We start from the raw sequence: 20,287 nt of genomic DNA, 5'->3' as shown, positions 1-20,287 counted from the left end.
TCTTGAGAAAAAGAAAGTCAAAAACACCACCATAGCAGGTCAGTTTTTTGACGATTATCACCATCGCCGGCGGCCACGACCATGGCGCTGGTTGGCCATCACCTCCATGGGAACAAGTACCGGGATAGCAAAGCTCCAGCACCTACGGCCAAGCAATTTTGCCATGGGGAAACTTATAGTGATATGGGAAAGCTACGGCACTATCGGCCGGGAACGGCTGGCCGGCATGGGTGGCAGACGGACCCAGACCACCCTGGGCAGTCCTAGTCATTTGATGCGGCGGTTACAAAACAGGAGGAAGAGCGTAAAGGAGAACCATCATTCCTCACGACCTTATACGGCGGTGGCGCCTGCAGTTGCAGACAAAAGCAAAAAAGTCCCTGGACCCCATGGCGGAATCTCATGAGATAGCTATGCTATCAGGGTAGCTGAAAGCAGCGGCCCTCGTCAGGGGTGGACTACTGCCAGAATTTTCGCCGACTGGTCACCATGGCAGCGGACCAGATGGGGAATGCTCGATTCATAGTAGATACTGTCACCGGCCTCCAGCAGATCAGTATGCTCCAGGATGGTCACATCGATCTTACCCTCGAGGACATAGATAAACTCCTCCCCATCATGGGTGGAACAGGTATCAGACTTAATGGTTGCCGGTTCAAGGGTCACCACAAAAGGCTCCATCTTCCGGTCTTTCTTGCCAGCCCCCAGGGATTCATAGGTATAACCGTAGCGTACCCCCTCTTTTGAAGCAAAACGGGAAACCGTCTGCCGCTCATGCTGACGGATAATGGTAAAAGGTTCCGTATCCTCCCGGTTGAAAAAGCCGCCCAGGGGGACATGCAAAGCCTTTGCCAGACGGACCATGGTTCCCAGGGAGGGGGAAACCAGATGGTTCTCAATCTGCGAGAGAACAGCGGTTGAATAACCGGTCCGCTGGGCCAGTTCCTGCAGGGAAACCCCCTGATTTTCCCTGATTTTCTTGATCGCCTCTCCTACTTTAACAGCTTCAACGGGCTTCGTCTCACAAGTCATCATCCACTCCCTGCATAGTCTGAAAAGATGCGGTAGAAAGAGGTAAGATCAGCGTACCAGAGCAGCACCCTGCTCAATGGCTCGCTGATTCACCGGTATCATGCTATGGTATTTAGGGTTCAGGGCATCCTCCAAGGCGGCAAGGACCGCAGCAACAGCAACCACCCCGGTTTTCTCCACATATGCCCCCAGGGCAACCATATTGGCCAGTTTGGAGTTGCCAACCTCTTCCTGCGCTATCTGGATGAGGGGCAGCGCAATCATCTCGATATCGTCACGGCTGCCCTCCTCCGCAGGGACCAGAGATGAGTTGAGAATCAACACTCCCCCCGGCTTCATCCACGCTTCAAACTTGACCAGTGACGGCCGGTTCATGATGATCAACGAACTCGGCAGGCCAACCACCGGCGAGCCGATCTCACGATCAGAGATAACCACTGAACAGTTGGCCGTACCACCCCGCATTTCCACCCCGTATGACGGCAGAAAGGTGACATTTTTTTCCTCATGGATAGCCGCATAGGCCAGCAGATTGCCGATCAGCATAATCCCCTGGCCGCCAAAACCAGCCATGATTACATCGCTATACATTCATCACTCCTTCTCTCCACCGGCTCGTCTACCTGCACCGGGAAATCACAGCACATCAACTACATCTTTCTGTTTGAAAATCCCCAACGGGAAATAGGGAATCATTTCATCACTGACCCGCTTGGTCGCCTCCTGGGGACTCAAGCCCCAATTGGTCGGACAGGCAGACAGCACCTCAACAAAGGAAAAACCTTTATTGTCAACCTGCATTTGAAATGCCTGGCGGATAATCTTGCGGGCTTTCTTGACATTGGCCGGTTTATCCACCGCCACCCTCGCCACCAGCGATGGACCTTCAAGGGCCGCCAGCATCTCGGTCATTTTGATCGGATAACCGTCACGATGATAATCCCGGCCGTAGGGAGAGGTCGTACTCCGCTGGCCCAGCAGCGTGGTAGGGGCCATTTGGCCACCGGTCATTCCGTAGATGGAGTTATTGACAAAAATCACGGTGATATTTTCGCCCCGGTTGGCTGCGTGGATAATCTCCGCCGTACCGATGGCCGCCAGATCGCCATCTCCCTGGTAGGTAAACACCACCCGGTCATCTAGAACCCGCTTGGTGCCGGTGGCCACCGCCGAAGCCCGCCCATGGGGGGCCTCAATAACATCAATGGCAAAATAGTCGTAGAGAAAGACGGAACAGCCCACCGATGCAACACCGATGGTTGATTCACGGACATTAAAATGATCCAGCGCTTCGGCAACCAAACGGTGGACAATCCCGTGATGACATCCGGGGCAGAAATGGAAAGCTTTATCCGTCAGTGATGCCGGCCTTTTAACAACTTGTTTCATGAAAACTCCCCATAAGGAAACGGTTTACAGTAACGGCAGATAATTACCAGTGTACCATACGGGATGCTACTGCCGGCACGCGTCATAGGCCTCTTTGATGCGGTCAAAAATTTCTTCCGGGGTCGGCACAGAACCCCCCGGCCGGCCATAAAAATCAACGGTCGCATTGCGGCTTACTGACAAACGAACATCCTCTACCATCTGACCGGTATTCATTTCACAGACAAGAAATCGTGGAACAGATTCAGAAATCATGCTGATGATCTCACCAGGAAAGGGAAAAACAGTGATAGGCCGAATCAGTCCCACCTGCATCCCCTGTTCCCGAGCCCGGACAATGGCTGTTTTGGCAATCCTGGCCATGCTGCCAAAGGCAACCACCACCAGTTTGGCATCATCCGTATCCCTGGTTTCCACCATCACATCCTCAGCCGCCATCCGCTGGTATTTTTTCTGCAGCCGCCAGTTATGTTTTTCCATCTCCCCATCAGCAAGGTACAGGGATTTGATCAGCCGGGGCGGCCGTCCTTTGGCACCGGTAATCAGCCAGTCACGGTCAGGATCGCCACCAACCTGTTCCGGCTTCCAGGGATCGATGGGTTCCTTGATCTGGCCGAGAATCGCATCCCCCAGCAGCAGGGTCAGACAACGATACTTTTCCGCCAGTTCAAACCCCTTGATGGTCAGGTCATACAACTCCTGGCCAGTGTGCGGCACCAGGACGATGAGATGGTAATCCCCATGGCCGCCCCCCTTAACCGCCTGGAAGTAATCCCCCTGGGTCGCATTGATGCCCCCAAGACCGGGACCTTGGCGGCTCATATTGACCACTAGGGCCGGCAGTTCATTACCGGCAAAATAGGAGAAGCCTTCCTGCATCAGGGAAATTCCTGGACCGCTGGAAGAGGTCATCACCCGGACGCCGGTGGCGGCCGCTCCAAGCATCATATTAATTGAGGCAATTTCACTTTCCGCCTGGAGAAATTCCCCCCCCACCTCGGGCAGATGTTTGGCCATGTATTCAGGAATTTCATTCTGCGGCGTGATGGGATAACCAAAATAGTAATGACAGCCGGCGTTGATCGCTGCTAGGGCGATGGCCTCATTGCCTTTGAGAAAAACCTTCTTCAATGCTGGCATCTTGCCTACCTCCACACCGTAATGGCCAGATCCGGACACATTTCTGCGCACAGGGCACAGCCGCTGCAGCCTTCCGGATTGAGTACCACGGCGTAATAATAGCCGCTCAGGTTGACCTCTTCCCCCACCCGCAGAATGTCTTCCGGACAGGCGGCAAGACAAAGACCGCAACCTTTACAACGCTCCTGATTAATCTCAACTTTGGGCATTACCTCTTCTCCACTTACCGCCGACAAAACCCGCCGGGCGACATCGTTGCCAACCGGAAAACAACCATGTTCGGTTGGCTAATCTGCGGTCCCGGTCTTCTTAACCGCCTGGTTATTGAAACCTAGCCTCCACATGCTGATCGACAATGGCAGAAAACCATCCGGTGCCGAACATCCTTTAACAAGGGTGGCCACCATTGTGCAATTGATGGTACGAGCTGCCACCGACTTCAATCTGCAGGTGGGCACATTCTCTAGTGCAACGGAAAACGTCGCTCGACAGACGCCTGGTGCCATCCCTCACCTTGGTTGACAGAACCTGGATGCCCCGCGAACTCCGGCAACTGCCTTGAACAATGATCATCAAGAGCACCGCTTACAGCAAACTGGCAAAATAGACGTTCAACAACAATTTGTCAACGACAAATTGCCAGCAAAATGCTCAACTTACCAATTCAGGTACGGCGGAACTCCTTGACAGCCCTTCAGCAGACATGCTACTCTTTAACAGTTTCCGTAAACTGGCATCTGACAAAAAGGAGATCCCTGACAATGTCCAACAATATCCTGATATTTTCCATGAACCGCAACACCAGCGTGGAAAAGATTAATGACCAGATGCTGGAATCGGTTTGCCGGCTGACAGATACCGTCACCAACGCCGAGATCCGGATCAGGGTAAAAATGCCCGATTTAGAAATCTCGGCCATCGATGGTTTTTTTCATCACACGTATTTTGAACCGGTTGACAACCTTCAGGCACGGCTCCAGCACGTTGTTGGAACCCGCGTCGGTGCCGGTATGCTGAAGATCATTAAAGGCCTCATCGGCAGTGATGACAACCTTGAGCAGGTGGTCTACATGGTCGAGGAGTGCTGCCACGGCATTATCCTCTCACTGACCAGGAAAGTGCTGTTAAAAGCACCGGATGACGAGCCGGGGAAAGTGAGATTCTATTCCGATATGGTCCAAAACAGCATCCGACTCTACGATCGCTGCGCCGCGTTTGCCAAAGGAGGGCCACTGGTACGGGAACTTGAGGCGGCGGCTGAAAAAACGACTGGCGCCCCCCGGTAAATCGACATCCTGCTGCCGCAAACAACGTTCCATGGCCAACCAAGATGGTTGGTGAGTACCAGTTGGATGCTGCAGTCACGTGGCCGGCAACAGTTAACCCTTTATGAGGCTTGAGAATACTACCATGCGGGAATTCATGCGCAACAAACTGGTCAGTGTGGCTCGCCGGGATGATGAAACAATCCTGGTACATGCTGTATTGGATGATTCAATCTACAGTCTTGAAATTGATCTTACGGTTACCATTGACAACCTGGTCTGCACCTCCATCGTCGGCCGCTGGCTGCGCTGGACGACACCCGAATGCCCGCGTGCCCTGGACTTTCTTGGGGAAGCCGCCGGCTTCTGCCTGGCCGCCGGCATTGAGGATACCATCCACAAAACCATCGGTCGCAAATCCTGCCGCCACTACGCCAATCTCCTGATCGAATGTGCCCATGCTGCCCGGGAAGCGGTGAAAATCATTAACCAGCAGAAGGATGGCGGGAACAATAGCCGATCTTTACTGGCAACAGCAACGCACAAACCGGCGGCGCCATCAATTGCAGCCGACAGCAGCCCACAACCAGGGTCAGCAACGCCAATACCACCTTTCACGGCGCCGGCAAACCAAAAGCCTGAATCAAGCAGAACGACAACCGCCGCCAGAATGCGGCAAGACAAGCAAGCTGGACCTTTTATCATTGATCTCCATGTTCACACGTCGCCGGCATCCCCCTGCGCATCGGCCTCCGCAGAAACCATGATTGAGGAAGCGATGCGCATCGGCCTTGATGGCATCTGCCTGACGGACCATAACCATGTATGGACCGCTGAACAGATTGAGACGTTGCGGCAACAGTATGATTTTGTTATTCTGCGGGGCAATGAAATCGTTACCAACCAGGGCGACATGCTGGTGTTTGGCTTTGATGAGGATATCCAGGGGGTCATCAAGCTTGAAGAACTGAAACGGCGGGTGGCTGCAGCCGGAGGCTTTCTTGCCGCCGCCCATCCCTTTCGGGGCTTTCTGACCTTCGGTGCGGGCGATGTGGGACTCACCACCGACCAGGCGATTGGCCGGGAGATGTTCCGCTTTGTTGATGCCATCGAAGCACGAAACGGCAAAGTGACTGATAAGGAAAACGGCTTAGCCGCCGAAGTTGCCGAACGCCTGAACCTGCCGGCCACCGGCGGCAGTGATGCCCACGATGAAACCACTGTTGGCGTTTACGCGACCCGTTTTGACCAGCCGATCAACAACGAAACAGAACTGGTGGCGGCTCTGAAAGCGGGTAGATACAAACCGGTCGCTTTTCGTTAAACAGCTCCCTAACAGGATGTAAAAAATCCCGTCAGTGAGGCAGCTGATGAAAAACCATTGAAGTTACCGGAAACACGCTTTGTCAGGCCAGACAGCATTAACGACAATGGTTCAACTGAACAACAGTGCTTTTTCGATCAATTACCTCGTTTCATGCAGGAGATGCTACCATGGAAACAACACGTGACTGGGGAAAGATAATTCAGCGGATCGAACGCCTGATGCGTTTGAAGTCATTTCCCGTGGCTTTTAAAATGCTGGAGAAAAAGGAAGATCTGGACAAAATTTCCTTTCTCCGACGGCCGCAAAACAAAATGACCATGTGCCAGATGATCAACTTAGCCCGCAATTTTGACTGGACCGTGGGTGCCGACCTGGATGACTTCCTTTTCCCCTCCTGCTCCTCCATCATTGGATTGCAGGAGGTTCCTGCAACCCATCAGGATGGAACCTTCCGCAACATTGTCTGGGTAGCCACCAAGGAAGATGGCAGAAAGTTTGAGCAGGCAATTCCCCGGCTGCCGGTGGGCCGCTATGAAGCCCTGGCCATGGCTCCCCTGGTCTACAACCCTTTCGAACCGGATATTGTCCTCATTTACGCCAACCCGGCCCAGATTATGCTCCTGATCAACGCTCTGCAGTTCAGCAACTACGAGGCAATGCAATTTGGCTGCGTCGGAGAATCGTCCTGTTCCGATGCCATCGTCCGCTGTTACCAGAGCGGCAAACCATCGCTGGGTATCCCCTGCTATGGTGAACGGCGGTACGGTCATGCTCAGGATGATGAACTGGTGATGGCCGTCCCGGCAGCCCTGATGACCAAAGCCTTGTCAGGCATGGAAGCCCTCTACCGGCGCGGAGTCCGCTATCCCATCAGTTTTGCCGGCGCCGAAGGCGACCTGTCGGTCGAATTTCCGGTTACCTATAAAAAGCTGGATGAGATGATGGCCAAAGTACGCGGCCAGGACCAACGGCTGCTGGTGGGGGTAACCGGAGGGATCGCCAGCGGCAAGAGTACCGTTTCAAAGATGCTGGAGGAATTCGGCGCACCACTGATCGATTTTGATCTTATCGCCCGCCAGGTGGTTGAGCCGGGCACCCCGGGACTGGCTAAAATTGTTGACTATTTCGGCTCCCAGGTACTGGATGAGCACGGCGCTCTTGATCGCAAAAAACTTTCCGATATCGTCTTTGGCGATATGGAAAAGCGAAAAAAGCTGGAAGGCTTCACCCACCCGCCCATCTATGAAGAGTTTTTCAAGCAGGCTGATGCCATTGCCGCCAAAGATCCCAACGCCATCATCCAAGTGGCCATCCCCTTACTGGTGGAGCTGAATCTGCAATATCTCTTTGACCAGCTGATTGTCGTCCATGTACCGGCGGCAACCCAGATTGAACGGCTGGCCCTGCGGGATGGCATCACCGAAGAGGCAGCGGCAACGATTCTCAAAGCCCAACTGCCGATTGATGAAAAACTGCAATTTGCCAATTTTGTTGTTGACAATACCAAGGATGTAGCTGAGACTAAACAACAGGTTGAGGATATCTGGCATAAGCTGACGCAGCTGCAGCGCAAAGAGTGAAGCCAGGCAATAGCCGCCTGAAAATCACCATGCGGCCGCTGAGTCAGCCCATGGGAATCATCAACAAAAGGGGCACGACTATTTCCGATCCCTTTTTTTACCGCAAAACATGATCTTAGCGTGAAGGAGTTTCAGATGATAAAAAAGCAATGGGACACACCGCCGGCAATGCAGATTGAACCAACTAAAACCTACCGGGCGACCCTGGCAACAATCAAAGGAGTCATTACCCTGGACCTCTATCCGGAATACGCTCCCAAAACGGTCAATAATTTTGTTTTCCTGGCCCGGGAGGGCTATTATGACGGCGTCACTTTTCACCGGGTCATCAATGATTTCATGATCCAGGGTGGCGATCCCACCGGCACCGGCATGGGTGGTCCCGGCTATTCATTTGCCGATGAATTCACCGGCAACCCACTGACCCACGAAGCCAAAGTCATTTCCATGGCCAATGCCGGTCCCAACACCAACGGCAGTCAGTTTTTCATTACCCACTCCCCGCAGCCGCATCTTGATGGCCGCCACACCGTCTTCGGCAAGGTAATTTCCGGGCAGGAGGTGGTTGACGCCATTACCCAGGGTGACGACATCACCAGCATGACCATCAGCGAGGCATAAAAACTTCTTCGTGCAAGCCGTCTTCATGCTGCCTCTGCCAGCTGCTGTCTGCCGGAGGCAGCGGTCATCGAAAAAACAGGGCATCTAGCAAGAAAAGTGGGCGGCTGGCAGGACCATCAGGGTAACCATGGCTTTGGCAACGATTTTCTCCCGCCCATCGCCGGCAGCATGAAGATCAGATTCGGCCACCATGATTTTCTTTCCACGGCTGATCACCCGGCTGCTACAGGTAATCAGATCACCGGCAGCCGGTTTGAGGTAGTTGATCTTAAACTCGATGGTCAGCACCCGGGCACCACTGTCAACGAGGGTATAGGTTGCATATCCAGCAGTATGGTCTGCCATGGTGGCCATCACCCCGGCATGCACCAAGCCGTCCTGCTGACAATGGTGCGGCTGCACCGGAAGACAGGTAACAAAAAGACCCGCCTCCACCTGCACCACATCAATGCCGCAAAAAGCGGGGAAACCCTGCCGAAAGTCGGTTCGCAAAAACTGTCGTCGGTTGTCGTCCATCGCTTCTCCCCTGGCGTAGGAACTTTTTGAAAAACTTACTTTTAAGCTCAATTACAATTGCTTTCTGCCGATAGAAGTAGAAGAACAACTGCCACCACTCACCCCGGCTCCAGCCTGGAACATAAAGGAAGCCAATCGGCATGAATGAAGTAAAAATGACCCCCACTAAAAGCGTCAAAGTAAAAATACGGTTGACCGACGGTTCGATGATCCTCGGCGAGGTTAACCTGCTGGCTGAAGGAGGCATCAACCGGCTGAGCGAGTTGTTCACCAAAGGAACCAGCCCTTTTATTGTCGTCTTCAACGCTATGCAACAGGGCCGCGGGGGACAAACGTTCGTCGTCAGCAAAAATCACATTGTCTGGGTGACCCCTGAAGAGTGACCTCCCCCACCATCAGTTCTAGCATCTTTGGGCTATCGGGAACCATTGACAACTAGGGGCTAACACCGATCCGAAAGTTTTCTCCACCAAGATACAGATGGAAGATACCCTCAGCATCTTCTTCCAGCAGTTCCGCCAGCCGAAAGTGGGCTGTCGGCTGGCAGCGGGCACAAAATCTGCCTTCTTTTACCAGTGCCTGCAGCACCCCCTCCTTATCCATGGTCAGCTTTCGGGGATCTAGTGTTTCCCGACTCTGATCATCAAGCAGCAGGATCACCTCTTTCGGTCTGTCGTCGGGATCCCGGACAAGCTCAATATCATGAATAAAAAAAGGACACAGGGCAACCTCGACCGGGGCGGTTTTACCTTGGGCATGGATAGCATAGTCTCCGGTCTGAGGGTCTCTCTGCAGTGACTTTTTAAAATAGGCCAAGACATCCTGATGAATAATCTGGTTTCCCTGATACCACCACCGTCCCTGACGATCAATGGAGATCATCTCTGAACGATCTATTGTTTCCTCCATCGGCTACTCCTTATACTAAGAGGTTGCTTTCACCGCAGACATTACCAGTGCGGGCGGCCATCCGTCAATCGCATTTCCACTTTTCACGCAAACCAGCACCGTAAAAGCATGACCAGTCACCATCCATTGTGCCACAGAAGGGCCCTTGACAAATTATAATTCCCTGCTATGGTTGTAGACAGATAAACCTCGACATCCCGGCCATTTTTCGTTGGGACAACCAGAACAAGGAGGCAATACCATGAAGGCGGCAATTCTGTTTACCGGTACCGGCCCGATTCTTATTCTCACTACCTATGACGTCTTGACCGATAACGATTTTATCACCAAACTGGAAAGCAAGAATATCCGTAAATTTATCATGTACGAAGTGCCCATCAACTCCTGCCAGCAGAAATACGGCAACTATTACGAACTGGTTGCCCAGGATCTCAGCGAGAAAAATGATATGCGGGTACTTGACTATATCGGCAGCCACATCTTTCTCAACTTTTCCTTTCAGGAGATGGGCGAACCCGTACTCAAACATGAATAAGGCCACCGGCCAGCAAACAAAAAAAGCTCCCCGACCACCAGGGTCGGGGAGCTTTTTGTTTTTTTGACACCAAAACTACGGTGGGAAAGCCTTTACATCATGCCGCCCATGCCGCCCATGCCGCCCGGCATACCACCCGGCATGCCACCACCATGACCTTCCTTCTCGGGCTTCTCAGCCACCATGCACTCGGTGGTCAGCATCAGACCGGAAATACTGGCCGCATTCTGCAGGGCCGTCCGGGTAACCTTGGTGGGATCGATGATCCCGGCTTCATACATATCGATATAGCGATCTTTGGCCGCATCGTAACCGAAAGCACCGCTTTCCTTCTTGAGATGCTCAACGATAACTGAACCTTCCTGGCCGGCATTATTGACAATCTGGCGCACCGGCTCTTCCAGGGAGCGGCGGATAATGTTGACACCCATCTTCTCATCGTGGGTCAAATCCTGCAGGTCATCCACCGCGCTGATGGTCCGCAGCAGGGCCACACCACCGCCAGGCACAATCCCTTCCTCAACCGCAGCCCGGGTAGCATTGAGAGCATCCTCAACACGAGCTTTCTTTTCCTTCATTTCGGTCTCGGTTGCGGCGCCCACATTGATCACCGCAACACCGCCGATCAGTTTAGCCAGGCGTTCCTGGAGTTTTTCCCGGTCGTAGTCAGAGGTGGTTTCTTCAATCTGAACCCGAATCTGCTTCACCCGTGACTGGATATCTTCCTGGGTGCCGGCGCCATCAACGATGGTAGTGTTATCTTTGTCGATGCTGATCCGTTTTGCCTGTCCGAGATCACTCAGGGAGGCATTTTCCAGTTTCAGGCCAACTTCCTCGGAAATCACCTGGCCACCGGTCAGCACTGCCAGATCCTGCAACATGGCTTTACGACGATCGCCAAAACCAGGGGCTTTCACTGCTACACAGTTCAAGGTACCCCGCAGTTTGTTAACCACCAGGGTTGCCAGGGCTTCGCCGTCAATATCTTCAGCAATCAACAGGAAGGGACGGCCGGCTTTAGCAATCTGCTCAAGAATCGGCAGCAGGTCTTTCATGCTGCTGATTTTTTTATCGTGGATCAGGATATAGGGGTCATCAAGGATAGCTTCCATCCGTTCCGGATCGGTCACAAAATAGGGAGAAAGGTAGCCGCGGTCAAACTGCATCCCCTCGACGATATCAAGAGAGGTTTCCATTCCCTTGGCTTCTTCAACGGTGATAACCCCTTCCTTGCCAACCTTGTCCATCGCCTCGGCAATGATGTTGCCGATGGTTTCATCACCATTGGCAGAAATGATCCCCACCTGGGCAATCTCTTTGTGGGTCTGGGTCGGGTTGCTCATCTCTTTGAGAGCGGCAACAATTTTTTCAACCGACAGATCAATACCCCGTTTCAATTCCATGGGGTTGGCACCGGCAGCCACCATCTTGGAGCCTTCACGATAGATGGCCTGAGCCAGTACCGTCGCCGTCGTCGTACCGTCACCAGCCACGTCGCTGGTTTTGCTGGCCACTTCCTTGACCAGCTGGGCGCCCATATTTTCGAATTTATCTTCCAGTTCAACTTCCTTGGCAACGGTTACCCCATCCTTGGTAATGGTGGGTGAGCCAAAGGATTTATCGATGATAACGTTGCGACCCTTGGGCCCCAGAGTTACTTTTACCGCATCCGCCAGAACATTCAGGCCGGCCAGAATCGCATTTCTGGCGTCCTGATCAAATTTAATCTCTTTTGCTGCCATTGTCTCTATCCTCCTGTAACAATTATTTTTTTAAGGTGGTGTCCGATCCCGGGGGTCTTAGGCGCTGCAACCGCAGCCACAACCACAGTCACCTTCACCAATAACACCAAGTACATCATCTTCACGCATAATCAGATATTCAACCCCGTCCATTTTGATCTCGGTACCGGCATACTTGCCGAACAGAATCCGGTCACCAGCCTTCACATCGAGGGGCATCACTTTACCATCCTCACCAACCTTGCCTTTGCCAACGGCAATCACTTCACCCTGCATGGGCTTTTCCTTGGCAGCATCAGGAATAATGATCCCACCTTTGGTTTTTTCCTCTTCCTCAACCCTTTTGACAATCAGTCGATCCTGCAGCGGTCTGATATTCATCCTCTTTCCTCCTCAACCTGTTCTTTTTTCAAAGTGTTTACGTTGTTTTCATGGTTCAAGTCAACCACCATGACCGCCGGCAGAACAACCGCCCCCGGCTGGGCATCATTATTAGCACTCACTACCGTGGAGTGCTAACGAAGCGAATACTACACAGGTTGCGATGAAAAATCAAGCATGAAAAAAGCAGGTTAAAGATTATTAATATCTGATAATGGATAAAAGAAATGATTAATATCCCATAGCTTCGATTTCAACCTTATTACTGCCATTTTCGCGATAAATTAAAGGATGAAGCCCCGGAAATCGGTTTTCCCTGGCGGATCGCGGCCAGCATGGCGGCTGGCTTCCAGCCGGGAGGATACCAGGAGAAATCAAGCAGAAAGGCAGGTGACGTATGAGGAAAAAGTTTCTTCAACAGAGAAGTCACCATCAGCGGCTGGCCGGGGACCAGGTAGGTAAGGCCATCACGGATAATTGGGTGGAAGATTTCCCCATGGGGTGAGGTTAAAGGGATTTTTTTGGCCGAAACCGGCAGACTCATGCGGGTCACCAGCAGTGGCTGGAAGCCAAAAGCCAGCACCATCAATTCAAGGTCAGCCGGCGACCGTTCACAGAGCACTTTCAGCGACTGCCGATCCATCTCTGCTGACAGCATGACGCTGGTAAAGCCCCAGGATCGATAAGCAGCCACTGCCGCCAGGTTGGTTGCCGGCAGAAAGGAACCGGTTGCCAGGTGCAGTCCCTTTGGTGAGCGGTCGGCAAACAGCTCCAGCTGGCCCAGGTTATTGAGATAAAATTGCCGGAATCCGGCCGCCAACAAGCGCTTGACCGCCTCAGCCAACGACTGTTCCTGACCAGGAAAGTGCACCGGCGGCAGCCACCAGGCAAGCCGGCGGCGATAGCGGCGGAAGATGGCTGCTTCCTGGCCGGCAAGCTGGGCAATCAGGCGCAGGTTCAAATCCGCAATCAGAGTACAGTCTTCTTCCCGGGAAAACTGCTGCACATGCTCCCAGGATGCAACTTTCAGCCGCCATCTGGTCCGGTGAGTGCCACGGTTGGTTGTCACCGCTGCCGGTGTGGAAACCAGCAACCGCTGTAGATCATAGCATTTCGGACCGGCCGGGGAGCACGGGGCGACGGAAACCTCCTGCTTCAATTTCTCCAGCCAGAAGCGGGATCCCTTACTGCTGTAATAGTCCTTGCCCCCCACCTTCACCAGCAAATCACCAGGATGGCAGTCAACTGGCACCGGCAGCCACACCTCTTTACCATGCAATCCATTCCCCTCAACCCCTTTGCTAATCGTAAAGGCGTTATCCTTGCCATCCCGCCCACCACTGATCACTTTTAGCCGATCGCCGGCCAGCAGATCATCCGACAGACTGACCCGGACGCTCCGGTTACGAACCGCCAACACCGTGCCAATCTGTTGTCCCATACTGCCGTGCTGGCGGGGATCAATCATCACCGGCGAATAAACACCCGACAAGTTGGCACTGTTCAGTGGCCGGGTAAAAGCACTGCGCAACCGCCGGGCCAGAGCCGCCTGCCGCTCAGGCTGCAGAACACCATCCCGAACAATTTCATCGATGGCCTGGCGAAACACCCCGGTTACGGTGCCCACATAGTGAGAACTTTTCAGACGTCCTTCAATTTTACAGGAAGTGATACCCAATGCCATCAGTTGGGGAAGAAAGGGCAAAGCACTGAAATCGGCAGGCGAAAGATAGTAGCCCGTTTTGCGGCTCTGGGCATAGAGGCGCCGACACGGCTGGGTACAGCGCCCACGATTGCCGCTCTGCCCGCCGAGAAAACTGCTGAACAGACACAAACCGGCGACTGACAGGCACAAAGCACCAAAGACAAAAACTTCCAGTTCCAGGGAGGTCTCTCGGCTGATGGCGGCGATCTCTTCCAGCGAGAGCTCCCGGGCCAGCACCACCCGCTTGCAGCCCAAGCGGTCCATTCGCGCAACCCCCCAGGCGTTATGGATGCTGGCCTGGGTGGAGATATGGACCGGGAGTTCGGGAAAATCCCGCCTCAGCAGGTGGATAACCCCGGGATCCTGAACAATAAGGGCATCAACCTCCAACCGCCGGAGAAAGCTGAAAAAACGGTAGAGGGAAGGAAGCTCCTCCTCCTTCAGCAGCGTATTGACCGTCACATAGATTTTCACTCCCCGCTGGTGGGCGTAGGGAATCATGCGTTCCAGTTCATAGGAGGAAAAATTTTTGGCCCGTTGCCGGGCACTGAACTCCTTGCCTCCCAGATAGATCGCGTCAGCACCGGCATCGAGAGCGGCAAAAAAGGTTTCCAGATTACCGGCCGGCGCCAGCAGTTCAGGCTTCTTCATAATTGAGGCACCGTGCTTTCAGACAACCCTGATGCGGCCGGGAAATTCAGCTGTGCAATGGCCGATTTCCCAGCACTCCTGGCCGCTGGCGGCAAAAGCCCGGCAGACCGAGGCCACCCCTTGGGGATCAACGGCCAGCAGCAACCCACCGGAAGTCTGGGGATCAAAGAGCAGATCATAGAGGATATCATCGCAGGTCTCTCCACGGGTGACCCGGCAACTGAAAAAATTCCGGTTCCGAACTCCTCCCTCAGGAAATAACCCCATGGAACAGTAGGTCCGTACTTTGGGTATCAAAGGAACACGCGCCCCATCAAGCACCACACCGATTTTTTCATCAGCCACCATCTCATTGAGATGACCGAGTAGCCCGAAACCGGTAATATCAGTACAGGCATGAACTCCCTGACGCCACTCCCCGCCGGGCGGTTCCGGCGGCAGTTTATTCAGTCTGGCCATCAACGCCAGGGCATCCTCAATCCCATCCTCACAGCAGAATCCTGCTTTCAGGGCGGTGGCCAGGACGCCATTCCCCACAGGCTTGGTCAACAGCAGCACATCCTGGTCGTGGGCACCGGTATTGCGCCACAAATGCTCAGGATGGACTAATCCGGTAACGGACAGGCCATACTTGATCTCAGGATCATCAATGCTGTGCCCACCGGCCAACACCGCCCCCGCTTCGCGGATGATGGCAATCCCACCAGCTAAAATAGCCCGCAGAATCCCATGGTCAAGCTTGGCAATAGGAAAGGCAACAATATTCATCGCTGTGAGCGGCTCGCCGCCCATGGCATAGACATCGCTGAAAGCGTTGGCGGCCGCTATTTGGCCAAAACGGTAGGGATCATCGACGATGGGCGTGAAAAAATCCAGCGTCTGGACCAGCGCCCGCTGGTCATCGAGCCGAAATACGCCGGCATCATCAGCACCCTCAATGCCGACCAGCAGGCGGGAATCAACGGGCAGCGACAATCCCGACAATATCTTCGACAGGTCCGACGGACCTATTTTTGCCGCTCACCCGGAAGCGGCAGACTGGGCTGACAGGCGAATCTTGCCGGCATCGTCCATGCATTCCTCCTTTCCACCAGCCGGGAGTCCCACCAGCTGGCCATCGATATGCCAAAGCATACTAACCGAAACACCCTTCCTTTGACAAGCGGTAACTTGGCGTCACCATGAGGCAATGCTGTTTCGTCGCCCAGCCATACCCGGCGGTCAATGGCGATACCAGGCGGCCGGGCAGAGAATAGGTGCTTGTTTTTCCCCTTTTTTTGCTATATATTCTCCCACCAGCCGTCCTGTTTAGCCGCCCCGGAGCTGATTCTGCAGGCGCAGAGAGGGTTTAGACACGATCATGGAAATCGGCACGTTGTTGACTAATGGTAAAAAACATGCTTACGGGAACCAGTTTCATTGAACGATTGAAAAATCTGCTGAAGAAAAATGACGGCCAGCCAATGACGGAAGAGGCCCTCCAGGAGATTATCGACACCAGCGGCGAAGCCGGTTTTATCACCGGGGACACCCATGAAATGTTAAGCAGCATCATTGAGTTTAAGGAAACTCTGGTTCAGGAGGTGATGATCCCGCGGACCGACTTCGTTGCGGTGAAAGCTGCAACCTCGCTGCAGGAAATGGTCGCCATTATCGGCACCTATGGTTATTCCCGCTATCCGGTCTACGAGGAAAATCTTGATAACATTATCGGCATTCTCTATGCCAAGGACCTGCTGAAATATCTCCAGGATGATTTAGCCAAAGTCCCGGTGCGTCAAATCATGAGATCGGTGTATTTCATCCCCGAAACCAAGAAGATCCAGGAACTGCTGCAGGAATTACGCAAAAAAGGGATCCACATTGCGGTTGCTGTGGATGAGTACGGCGGCACCTCCGGGCTGGTTACACTCAGCGATTTGGTGGAAGAGATTATTGGCGAAATCTACGAGGAAGCTCCCAGCCAAAAAATTGAGGAGAAAAACATTATTCCTCAGGATGATGGCTCCTATCTGGTAGCCGGCAAAACTGAAATCGAAGCCATTGAAGATCTCTTCCATTTCGAAGTGGACAACCGGGGGAAATTTGAAAGCGTCGGCGGCCTGGTTATCTATCTTTTCGGCAAAATACCGGCAGCCGGCGAACAGACCACCTACAATAGATTCGCCATCACCGTCACCGCCGCTAATGAGCGGCGGGTTGAAAAAGTTCTTTTCACACCCCTGGCAGACAATGCCGATACTGATGAAACTACCCCCCCTGGGGACAGATGATGCAGTCAGCACGACTGTCGCAGCGTTGGTTTCACCGGTTGCCGCCCATCCTCCTGCCAATGGCCAGCGCCCTGCTGCTCCATGCGGGTTTCGCCGTACCGTCCGCCGGCCTCTGCTCGTGGTTTGCTTTTCTGCCCCTCTTCTGGTCCATCACCCGCACTAACACCCTGCCGGCGTTTATCCAGGGGATGATCACCGGCTTTATCTTCTCAGCCATCAACTTATGCTGGATTACCAACGCCATCCGCAATTTCACCAGCCTCCCCCTGGTGGCAACCCTGCTGATCATGGCTCTCTTGGCCGCCTATCTCAGCCTCTATTACGGACTGTTCGCCCTGCTGGTGGCAAGACACCCCCCTGGCAGCTGGATTGGCACTCTTTTTCTGGCTGCCAGCTGGACCCTGCTGGAATGGCTCAGGGGAACAATTCTCTACGGTTTTCCCTGGAACCTCCTGGGGTATACGGTCGGCGAGCACTCCTTCTACCTGAACATTCTGCCCTATGGCGGCATCTACAGCCTGTCTTTCCTGGTCATCTATGGCAACCTGGCACTCTTTGTCCTGTTCAACCGCCGGCACCAAGCAATGGATTTTCTTCGGCAAGCGGCCTTGCTGCTCACCGTGCCCGCCCTCTTTGCTCTCTTTGCAGCTATGGGTCTGTCTCCTGTTGCCCAACTGAACCGACAGACGATCCAGGTCACTATTGTCCAACCAAATATTCCCCAGGCGGAAAAATGGGCCCCAGCTTTTCGCGAACAGAATTTTGCCGTTCTCGAGCAGCTAAGCCGGCAAGCAGCATTACAGACCTCCCCAGACTCCCCTCATCTGATCATTTGGCCGGAAGCGGCAATTCCCGACTTCCTCCAGGATGCGCCGGATTTCCAGACCGCAATTGCCCTCCTGCTGGCCAGCACCAACAGTTATCTCCTGGCCGGTTCACCGCGCCATCTCGGCTGTGAAGATTCCCCCCCGTACCGCTATTACAACAGCGCCATGTTCTTTACTCCTGAAGGCACCATAGCCAGCCTTTATGATAAGATCAAGCTGGTCCCCTATGGCGAATTCACCCCGCTGGCAGAACTCCTGCCATTTCTGGGTAAAATGGTTCCGGGGGCTGACTTTTCCCCCGGCAATCAGGTTATAACTCCTTTTCTGAACGGCACTCCCTTTGTTCCGTCAATCTGCTTTGAAGGGATTTTTCCCGAATTCATCGCCGGGGCCATGGCCGATGGGGCCGGTTTTCTGGTCAACATCACCAATGACGCCTGGTTCGGCCTGAGTGCCGGTCCCCGTCAGCATCTGGCCAACACAAGGATGCGGGCCATAGAACACCGCTGCTACCTGCTCCGCTGTGCAAATACCGGCATTTCGGCGATAATTGACCCTACCGGCAGAATCATCGACCAACTGCCCCTGAATTGCCGGGGTGTTTTACAGGCCGCCATCACCCCGATGACCACCCCGACATTCTATGCCCGCCATCCCTACGGGTTCATTGTCTGTCTGGCAGTCATGGCGGCGATCACCGGCATATGCCTGGAAACCAGCAAAAATGATGGTTTTTCTTGACACCGACCAGTCACTTCGGTATAGGGTGACCCGGCGACCTGAACCAAAGCCAGCGGGCTCATTGCCGCCTGAAATCATCATGGTCGGTCTGCTTGGCAACAGCCCATGGCAGGAGGGGAGTTTGGTTTTCCCATTTTCACCAGCATGGGGGCTCGCCGGCACCAAGATCGCTCTTTTACCCGCACCTGACTGCTGCACACAATCGCATGGATATTATTGAATTATCATGGGTTCCTGACCCCGTCGCCGTCGTTGAACAGCTCCATTCCCAGCCCTATCCTTTCTGGCTTGACTCGGGGGTTGACCACCAGAAACTGGGACGCTTCTCTTTTCTTGGAGCGGATCCTTTTTTCCAGGTTGTTGCCGATGACCGACAGGTCAGAACAACAAACTTCCTGACCGGAAGTGAAAAAATCTCTACAAAGCCGCTTTTCACCTTGTTGCAGGAGCTGCTATGCCGCTGGCAGCGCCCTAAAACAACAACCCTGCTGCCCTTTGAAGCCGGAGCCGTGGGTTACTTTGGTTACGAACTGGGACATCTGATCGAGCAGTTTCCCCAAACCACCGTCAATGATCTGCAGATGCCCGATGCTTTTCTCTCATTTTATGACACCATCCTGGCAATTGACCATCTGGAACAGAAATCATATATTATTTCAACCGGTTGGCCCCTGACCGATGAAAAATCCAGGAAGCACCGGGCGGCTGATCGCCGCCGCTGGCTGGAGCACATCGTCAGTCGGGCAGGAAACCGGAGCGCACCCCTCCTGCCGCCCCGGCCACTACAGGTGGGCAGCACGGTGAGTTGCAATTTCACCCACGACCAGTACAACACCGCCATCGGAAAAATTCTTGAATATATCAGGGCCGGCGATATTTATCAGGTGAACCTGTCCCAACGCTTTGTCATAGATTGCAACGGCAACCCCTGGGATTTCTACCGTAGATTTCGGACACTGAGTCCAGCTCCCTTTGGCGCCTACCTGGTCACTGATAACCACACGGTAATGAGCAACTCGCCGGAACGCTACCTGCTGATTCAGGGGGACTACATTGAAACCCGTCCCATCAAGGGCACCCGCCCCCGGGGAACGACTCCTGAGGAAGACAACCGTCTGCAGCAGGAGTTACAGCAGAGCAGCAAAGATCTGGCTGAGCATATCATGATTGTTGATCTAGAGCGCAATGATCTTGGGCGGATCGCCCGGTATGGCAGCGTTCAGGTATCGGAAATGGAAATCATTGAGTCCTATGCCAACGTCCATCATCTGGTATCCACCGTCGCCGCCCGGATCGACCCCCGCTACAGCACCATCGACTGCATCATCAACTCTTTTCCCGGCGGCTCCATTACCGGTGCCCCCAAGCTCCGTTCCATGGAAATCATTGATGAGCTTGAACCGTGCTGCCGCGGGGTCTATACCGGCTCCATCGGCTATCTGGATTTTTCCGGCGACAGCGACCTGAATATTGCCATCCGCACGGCGGTCCACCACCGGCAGCAGCTATATTTCCAAGTAGGCGGCGGCATTGTCGCCGACTCAGACCCCCAGATGGAATACGAAGAAACCATTACCAAGGCCGAATCCTTTCTCAAAACCCTGAAGGCATAAACCGCTTGCCGGGCAAGGCAAGGAACCATCCTGGAAAAAG

General features: G+C 53.8%; 20 protein-coding genes. 9 read left to right on the top strand and 11 right to left on the bottom strand.

What is annotated here, in order from left to right; translation table 11 throughout:
* Positions 1-447: 447 nt before the first annotated feature.
* The 5 genes from JXO50_11450 to JXO50_11430 form a co-directional block, all read right to left on the bottom strand.
* Complete coding sequence (locus JXO50_11450) at positions 448-1,035, bottom strand: helix-turn-helix transcriptional regulator (GenBank protein MBN2333706.1); 588 nt, start codon at positions 1,033-1,035, stop codon at positions 448-450.
* Positions 1,036-1,080: 45 nt separating this feature from the next.
* On the bottom strand, positions 1,081-1,623 hold the full coding sequence (locus JXO50_11445; GenBank protein ID MBN2333705.1) for a 2-oxoacid:acceptor oxidoreductase family protein: 543 nt from the start codon (positions 1,621-1,623) through the stop codon (positions 1,081-1,083).
* 45 nt (positions 1,624-1,668) lie between these two features.
* The gene (locus JXO50_11440; GenBank protein ID MBN2333704.1) at positions 1,669-2,421 is read right to left on the bottom strand and encodes a 2-oxoglutarate oxidoreductase; all 753 of its coding nucleotides are present in this window, start codon (positions 2,419-2,421) and stop codon (positions 1,669-1,671) included.
* 66 nt (positions 2,422-2,487) lie between these two features.
* The gene (locus JXO50_11435) at positions 2,488-3,561 is read right to left on the bottom strand and encodes a 3-methyl-2-oxobutanoate dehydrogenase subunit VorB (protein ID MBN2333703.1); all 1,074 of its coding nucleotides are present in this window, start codon (positions 3,559-3,561) and stop codon (positions 2,488-2,490) included.
* Between the two features lie 5 nt (positions 3,562-3,566).
* Positions 3,567-3,770 (bottom strand): ferredoxin family protein, encoded by a 204-nt coding sequence (locus JXO50_11430; protein MBN2333702.1) that lies wholly within the window; start codon positions 3,768-3,770, stop codon positions 3,567-3,569.
* Positions 3,771-4,322: 552 nt separating this feature from the next.
* On the opposite strand from JXO50_11430, the gene JXO50_11425 reads away from it, so the two are divergent.
* The 4 genes from JXO50_11425 to JXO50_11410 all read left to right on the top strand — a co-directional run bounded on the left by JXO50_11425 (position 4,323) and on the right by JXO50_11410 (position 8,354).
* On the top strand, positions 4,323-4,847 hold the full coding sequence (locus JXO50_11425; GenBank protein ID MBN2333701.1) for a hypothetical protein: 525 nt from the start codon (positions 4,323-4,325) through the stop codon (positions 4,845-4,847).
* Between the two features lie 103 nt (positions 4,848-4,950).
* A complete protein-coding gene (locus JXO50_11420; protein MBN2333700.1) occupies positions 4,951-6,150 on the top strand; it encodes a PHP domain-containing protein in 1,200 nt (399 codons plus the stop codon).
* A gap of 170 nt (positions 6,151-6,320) precedes the next feature.
* Positions 6,321-7,733 carry a dephospho-CoA kinase gene (locus JXO50_11415; protein ID MBN2333699.1) on the top strand — a complete coding sequence of 471 codons (1,413 nt, stop codon included), beginning with the start codon at positions 6,321-6,323 and terminating at the stop codon, positions 7,731-7,733.
* A gap of 135 nt (positions 7,734-7,868) precedes the next feature.
* A complete protein-coding gene (locus tag JXO50_11410; GenBank protein MBN2333698.1) occupies positions 7,869-8,354 on the top strand; it encodes a peptidylprolyl isomerase in 486 nt (161 codons plus the stop codon).
* An 84-nt stretch (positions 8,355-8,438) separates the two neighbouring features.
* On the opposite strand, the gene JXO50_11405 is transcribed toward JXO50_11410, so the two are convergent.
* Positions 8,439-8,870, bottom strand: coding sequence for a PaaI family thioesterase (locus JXO50_11405; GenBank protein MBN2333697.1), 432 nt, complete (start codon positions 8,868-8,870; stop codon positions 8,439-8,441).
* 140 nt (positions 8,871-9,010) lie between these two features.
* Here JXO50_11405 and JXO50_11400 point away from each other — a divergent pair, with 140 nt between their 5' ends.
* The gene (locus tag JXO50_11400) at positions 9,011-9,253 is read left to right on the top strand and encodes a hypothetical protein (GenBank protein MBN2333696.1); all 243 of its coding nucleotides are present in this window, start codon (positions 9,011-9,013) and stop codon (positions 9,251-9,253) included.
* 52 nt (positions 9,254-9,305) lie between these two features.
* Here the strand turns inward: JXO50_11400 and JXO50_11395 are convergent, their stop codons facing one another.
* Positions 9,306-9,779, bottom strand: coding sequence for a DUF1285 domain-containing protein (locus JXO50_11395; GenBank protein MBN2333695.1), 474 nt, complete (start codon positions 9,777-9,779; stop codon positions 9,306-9,308).
* Positions 9,780-10,020: 241 nt separating this feature from the next.
* Here JXO50_11395 and JXO50_11390 point away from each other — a divergent pair, with 241 nt between their 5' ends.
* The gene (locus tag JXO50_11390; protein MBN2333694.1) at positions 10,021-10,314 is read left to right on the top strand and encodes a hypothetical protein; all 294 of its coding nucleotides are present in this window, start codon (positions 10,021-10,023) and stop codon (positions 10,312-10,314) included.
* A 92-nt stretch (positions 10,315-10,406) separates the two neighbouring features.
* On the opposite strand, the gene groL is transcribed toward JXO50_11390, so the two are convergent.
* The 4 genes from groL to selD form a co-directional block, all read right to left on the bottom strand.
* Positions 10,407-12,056 (bottom strand): chaperonin GroEL, encoded by a 1,650-nt coding sequence (gene groL, locus JXO50_11385; protein MBN2333693.1) that lies wholly within the window; start codon positions 12,054-12,056, stop codon positions 10,407-10,409.
* 57 nt (positions 12,057-12,113) lie between these two features.
* The gene (gene groES, locus JXO50_11380) at positions 12,114-12,437 is read right to left on the bottom strand and encodes a co-chaperone GroES (protein MBN2333692.1); all 324 of its coding nucleotides are present in this window, start codon (positions 12,435-12,437) and stop codon (positions 12,114-12,116) included.
* A gap of 262 nt (positions 12,438-12,699) precedes the next feature.
* Positions 12,700-14,793, bottom strand: a complete 2,094-nt coding sequence (locus JXO50_11375; protein ID MBN2333691.1) for a U32 family peptidase — start codon at positions 14,791-14,793, stop codon at positions 12,700-12,702.
* 18 nt (positions 14,794-14,811) lie between these two features.
* Positions 14,812-15,867: a selenide, water dikinase SelD gene (gene selD / locus JXO50_11370; protein ID MBN2333690.1), complete on the bottom strand. Its 1,056-nt coding sequence runs from the start codon at positions 15,865-15,867 to the stop codon at positions 14,812-14,814.
* A gap of 323 nt (positions 15,868-16,190) precedes the next feature.
* Between selD and JXO50_11365 the strand changes: the two genes are divergently transcribed.
* The 3 genes from JXO50_11365 to pabB all read left to right on the top strand — a co-directional run bounded on the left by JXO50_11365 (position 16,191) and on the right by pabB (position 20,247).
* Complete coding sequence (locus tag JXO50_11365) at positions 16,191-17,066, top strand: HlyC/CorC family transporter (protein MBN2333689.1); 876 nt, start codon at positions 16,191-16,193, stop codon at positions 17,064-17,066.
* Entirely contained in the window at positions 17,063-18,634 is a 1,572-nt protein-coding gene (gene lnt / locus JXO50_11360; GenBank protein ID MBN2333688.1) for an apolipoprotein N-acyltransferase, read from the top strand. Before JXO50_11365 ends, lnt begins: the two co-directional genes overlap by 4 nt.
* A 206-nt stretch (positions 18,635-18,840) precedes the next feature.
* Positions 18,841-20,247: an aminodeoxychorismate synthase component I gene (pabB, locus tag JXO50_11355; GenBank protein MBN2333687.1), complete on the top strand. Its 1,407-nt coding sequence runs from the start codon at positions 18,841-18,843 to the stop codon at positions 20,245-20,247.
* The last annotated feature ends 40 nt before the right edge of the window (positions 20,248-20,287 follow it).

This window comes from Candidatus Anaeroferrophillus wilburensis, from assembly GCA_016934315.1.
GTDB lineage: Bacteria > Desulfobacterota > Anaeroferrophillalia > Anaeroferrophillales > Anaeroferrophillaceae > Anaeroferrophillus > Anaeroferrophillus wilburensis.
The sequence above is the reverse complement of the archived record's forward strand: the minus strand, read 5'-3'. Positions and strand labels throughout refer to the sequence as shown.

Bases quoted from the DNA above. Each gene is read 5' to 3' on its own strand.
- JXO50_11445 (MBN2333705.1), bottom strand. From the start codon at position 1,623: ATGTATAGCGATGTAATCATGGCTGGTTTTGGCGGCCAGGGGATTATG.
- groES (MBN2333692.1), bottom strand. From the start codon at position 12,437: ATGAATATCAGACCGCTGCAGGATCGACTGATTGTCAAAAGGGTTGAG.
- JXO50_11405 (MBN2333697.1), bottom strand. From the start codon at position 8,870: ATGGACGACAACCGACGACAGTTTTTGCGAACCGACTTTCGGCAGGGT.
- JXO50_11390 (MBN2333694.1), top strand. From the start codon at position 10,021: ATGAAGGCGGCAATTCTGTTTACCGGTACCGGCCCGATTCTTATTCTC.
- JXO50_11395 (MBN2333695.1), bottom strand. From the start codon at position 9,779: ATGGAGGAAACAATAGATCGTTCAGAGATGATCTCCATTGATCGTCAG.
- JXO50_11440 (MBN2333704.1), bottom strand. From the start codon at position 2,421: ATGAAACAAGTTGTTAAAAGGCCGGCATCACTGACGGATAAAGCTTTC.
- JXO50_11430 (MBN2333702.1), bottom strand. From the start codon at position 3,770: ATGCCCAAAGTTGAGATTAATCAGGAGCGTTGTAAAGGTTGCGGTCTT.
- JXO50_11425 (MBN2333701.1), top strand. From the start codon at position 4,323: ATGTCCAACAATATCCTGATATTTTCCATGAACCGCAACACCAGCGTG.
- lnt (MBN2333688.1), top strand. From the start codon at position 17,063: ATGATGCAGTCAGCACGACTGTCGCAGCGTTGGTTTCACCGGTTGCCG.
- pabB (MBN2333687.1), top strand. From the start codon at position 18,841: ATGGATATTATTGAATTATCATGGGTTCCTGACCCCGTCGCCGTCGTT.
- JXO50_11375 (MBN2333691.1), bottom strand. From the start codon at position 14,793: ATGAAGAAGCCTGAACTGCTGGCGCCGGCCGGTAATCTGGAAACCTTT.
- groL (MBN2333693.1), bottom strand. From the start codon at position 12,056: ATGGCAGCAAAAGAGATTAAATTTGATCAGGACGCCAGAAATGCGATT.
- JXO50_11365 (MBN2333689.1), top strand. From the start codon at position 16,191: ATGCTTACGGGAACCAGTTTCATTGAACGATTGAAAAATCTGCTGAAG.
- JXO50_11400 (MBN2333696.1), top strand. From the start codon at position 9,011: ATGAATGAAGTAAAAATGACCCCCACTAAAAGCGTCAAAGTAAAAATA.
- JXO50_11415 (MBN2333699.1), top strand. From the start codon at position 6,321: ATGGAAACAACACGTGACTGGGGAAAGATAATTCAGCGGATCGAACGC.
- JXO50_11410 (MBN2333698.1), top strand. From the start codon at position 7,869: ATGATAAAAAAGCAATGGGACACACCGCCGGCAATGCAGATTGAACCA.
- JXO50_11420 (MBN2333700.1), top strand. From the start codon at position 4,951: ATGAGGCTTGAGAATACTACCATGCGGGAATTCATGCGCAACAAACTG.
- JXO50_11450 (MBN2333706.1), bottom strand. From the start codon at position 1,035: ATGATGACTTGTGAGACGAAGCCCGTTGAAGCTGTTAAAGTAGGAGAG.
- JXO50_11435 (MBN2333703.1), bottom strand. From the start codon at position 3,561: ATGCCAGCATTGAAGAAGGTTTTTCTCAAAGGCAATGAGGCCATCGCC.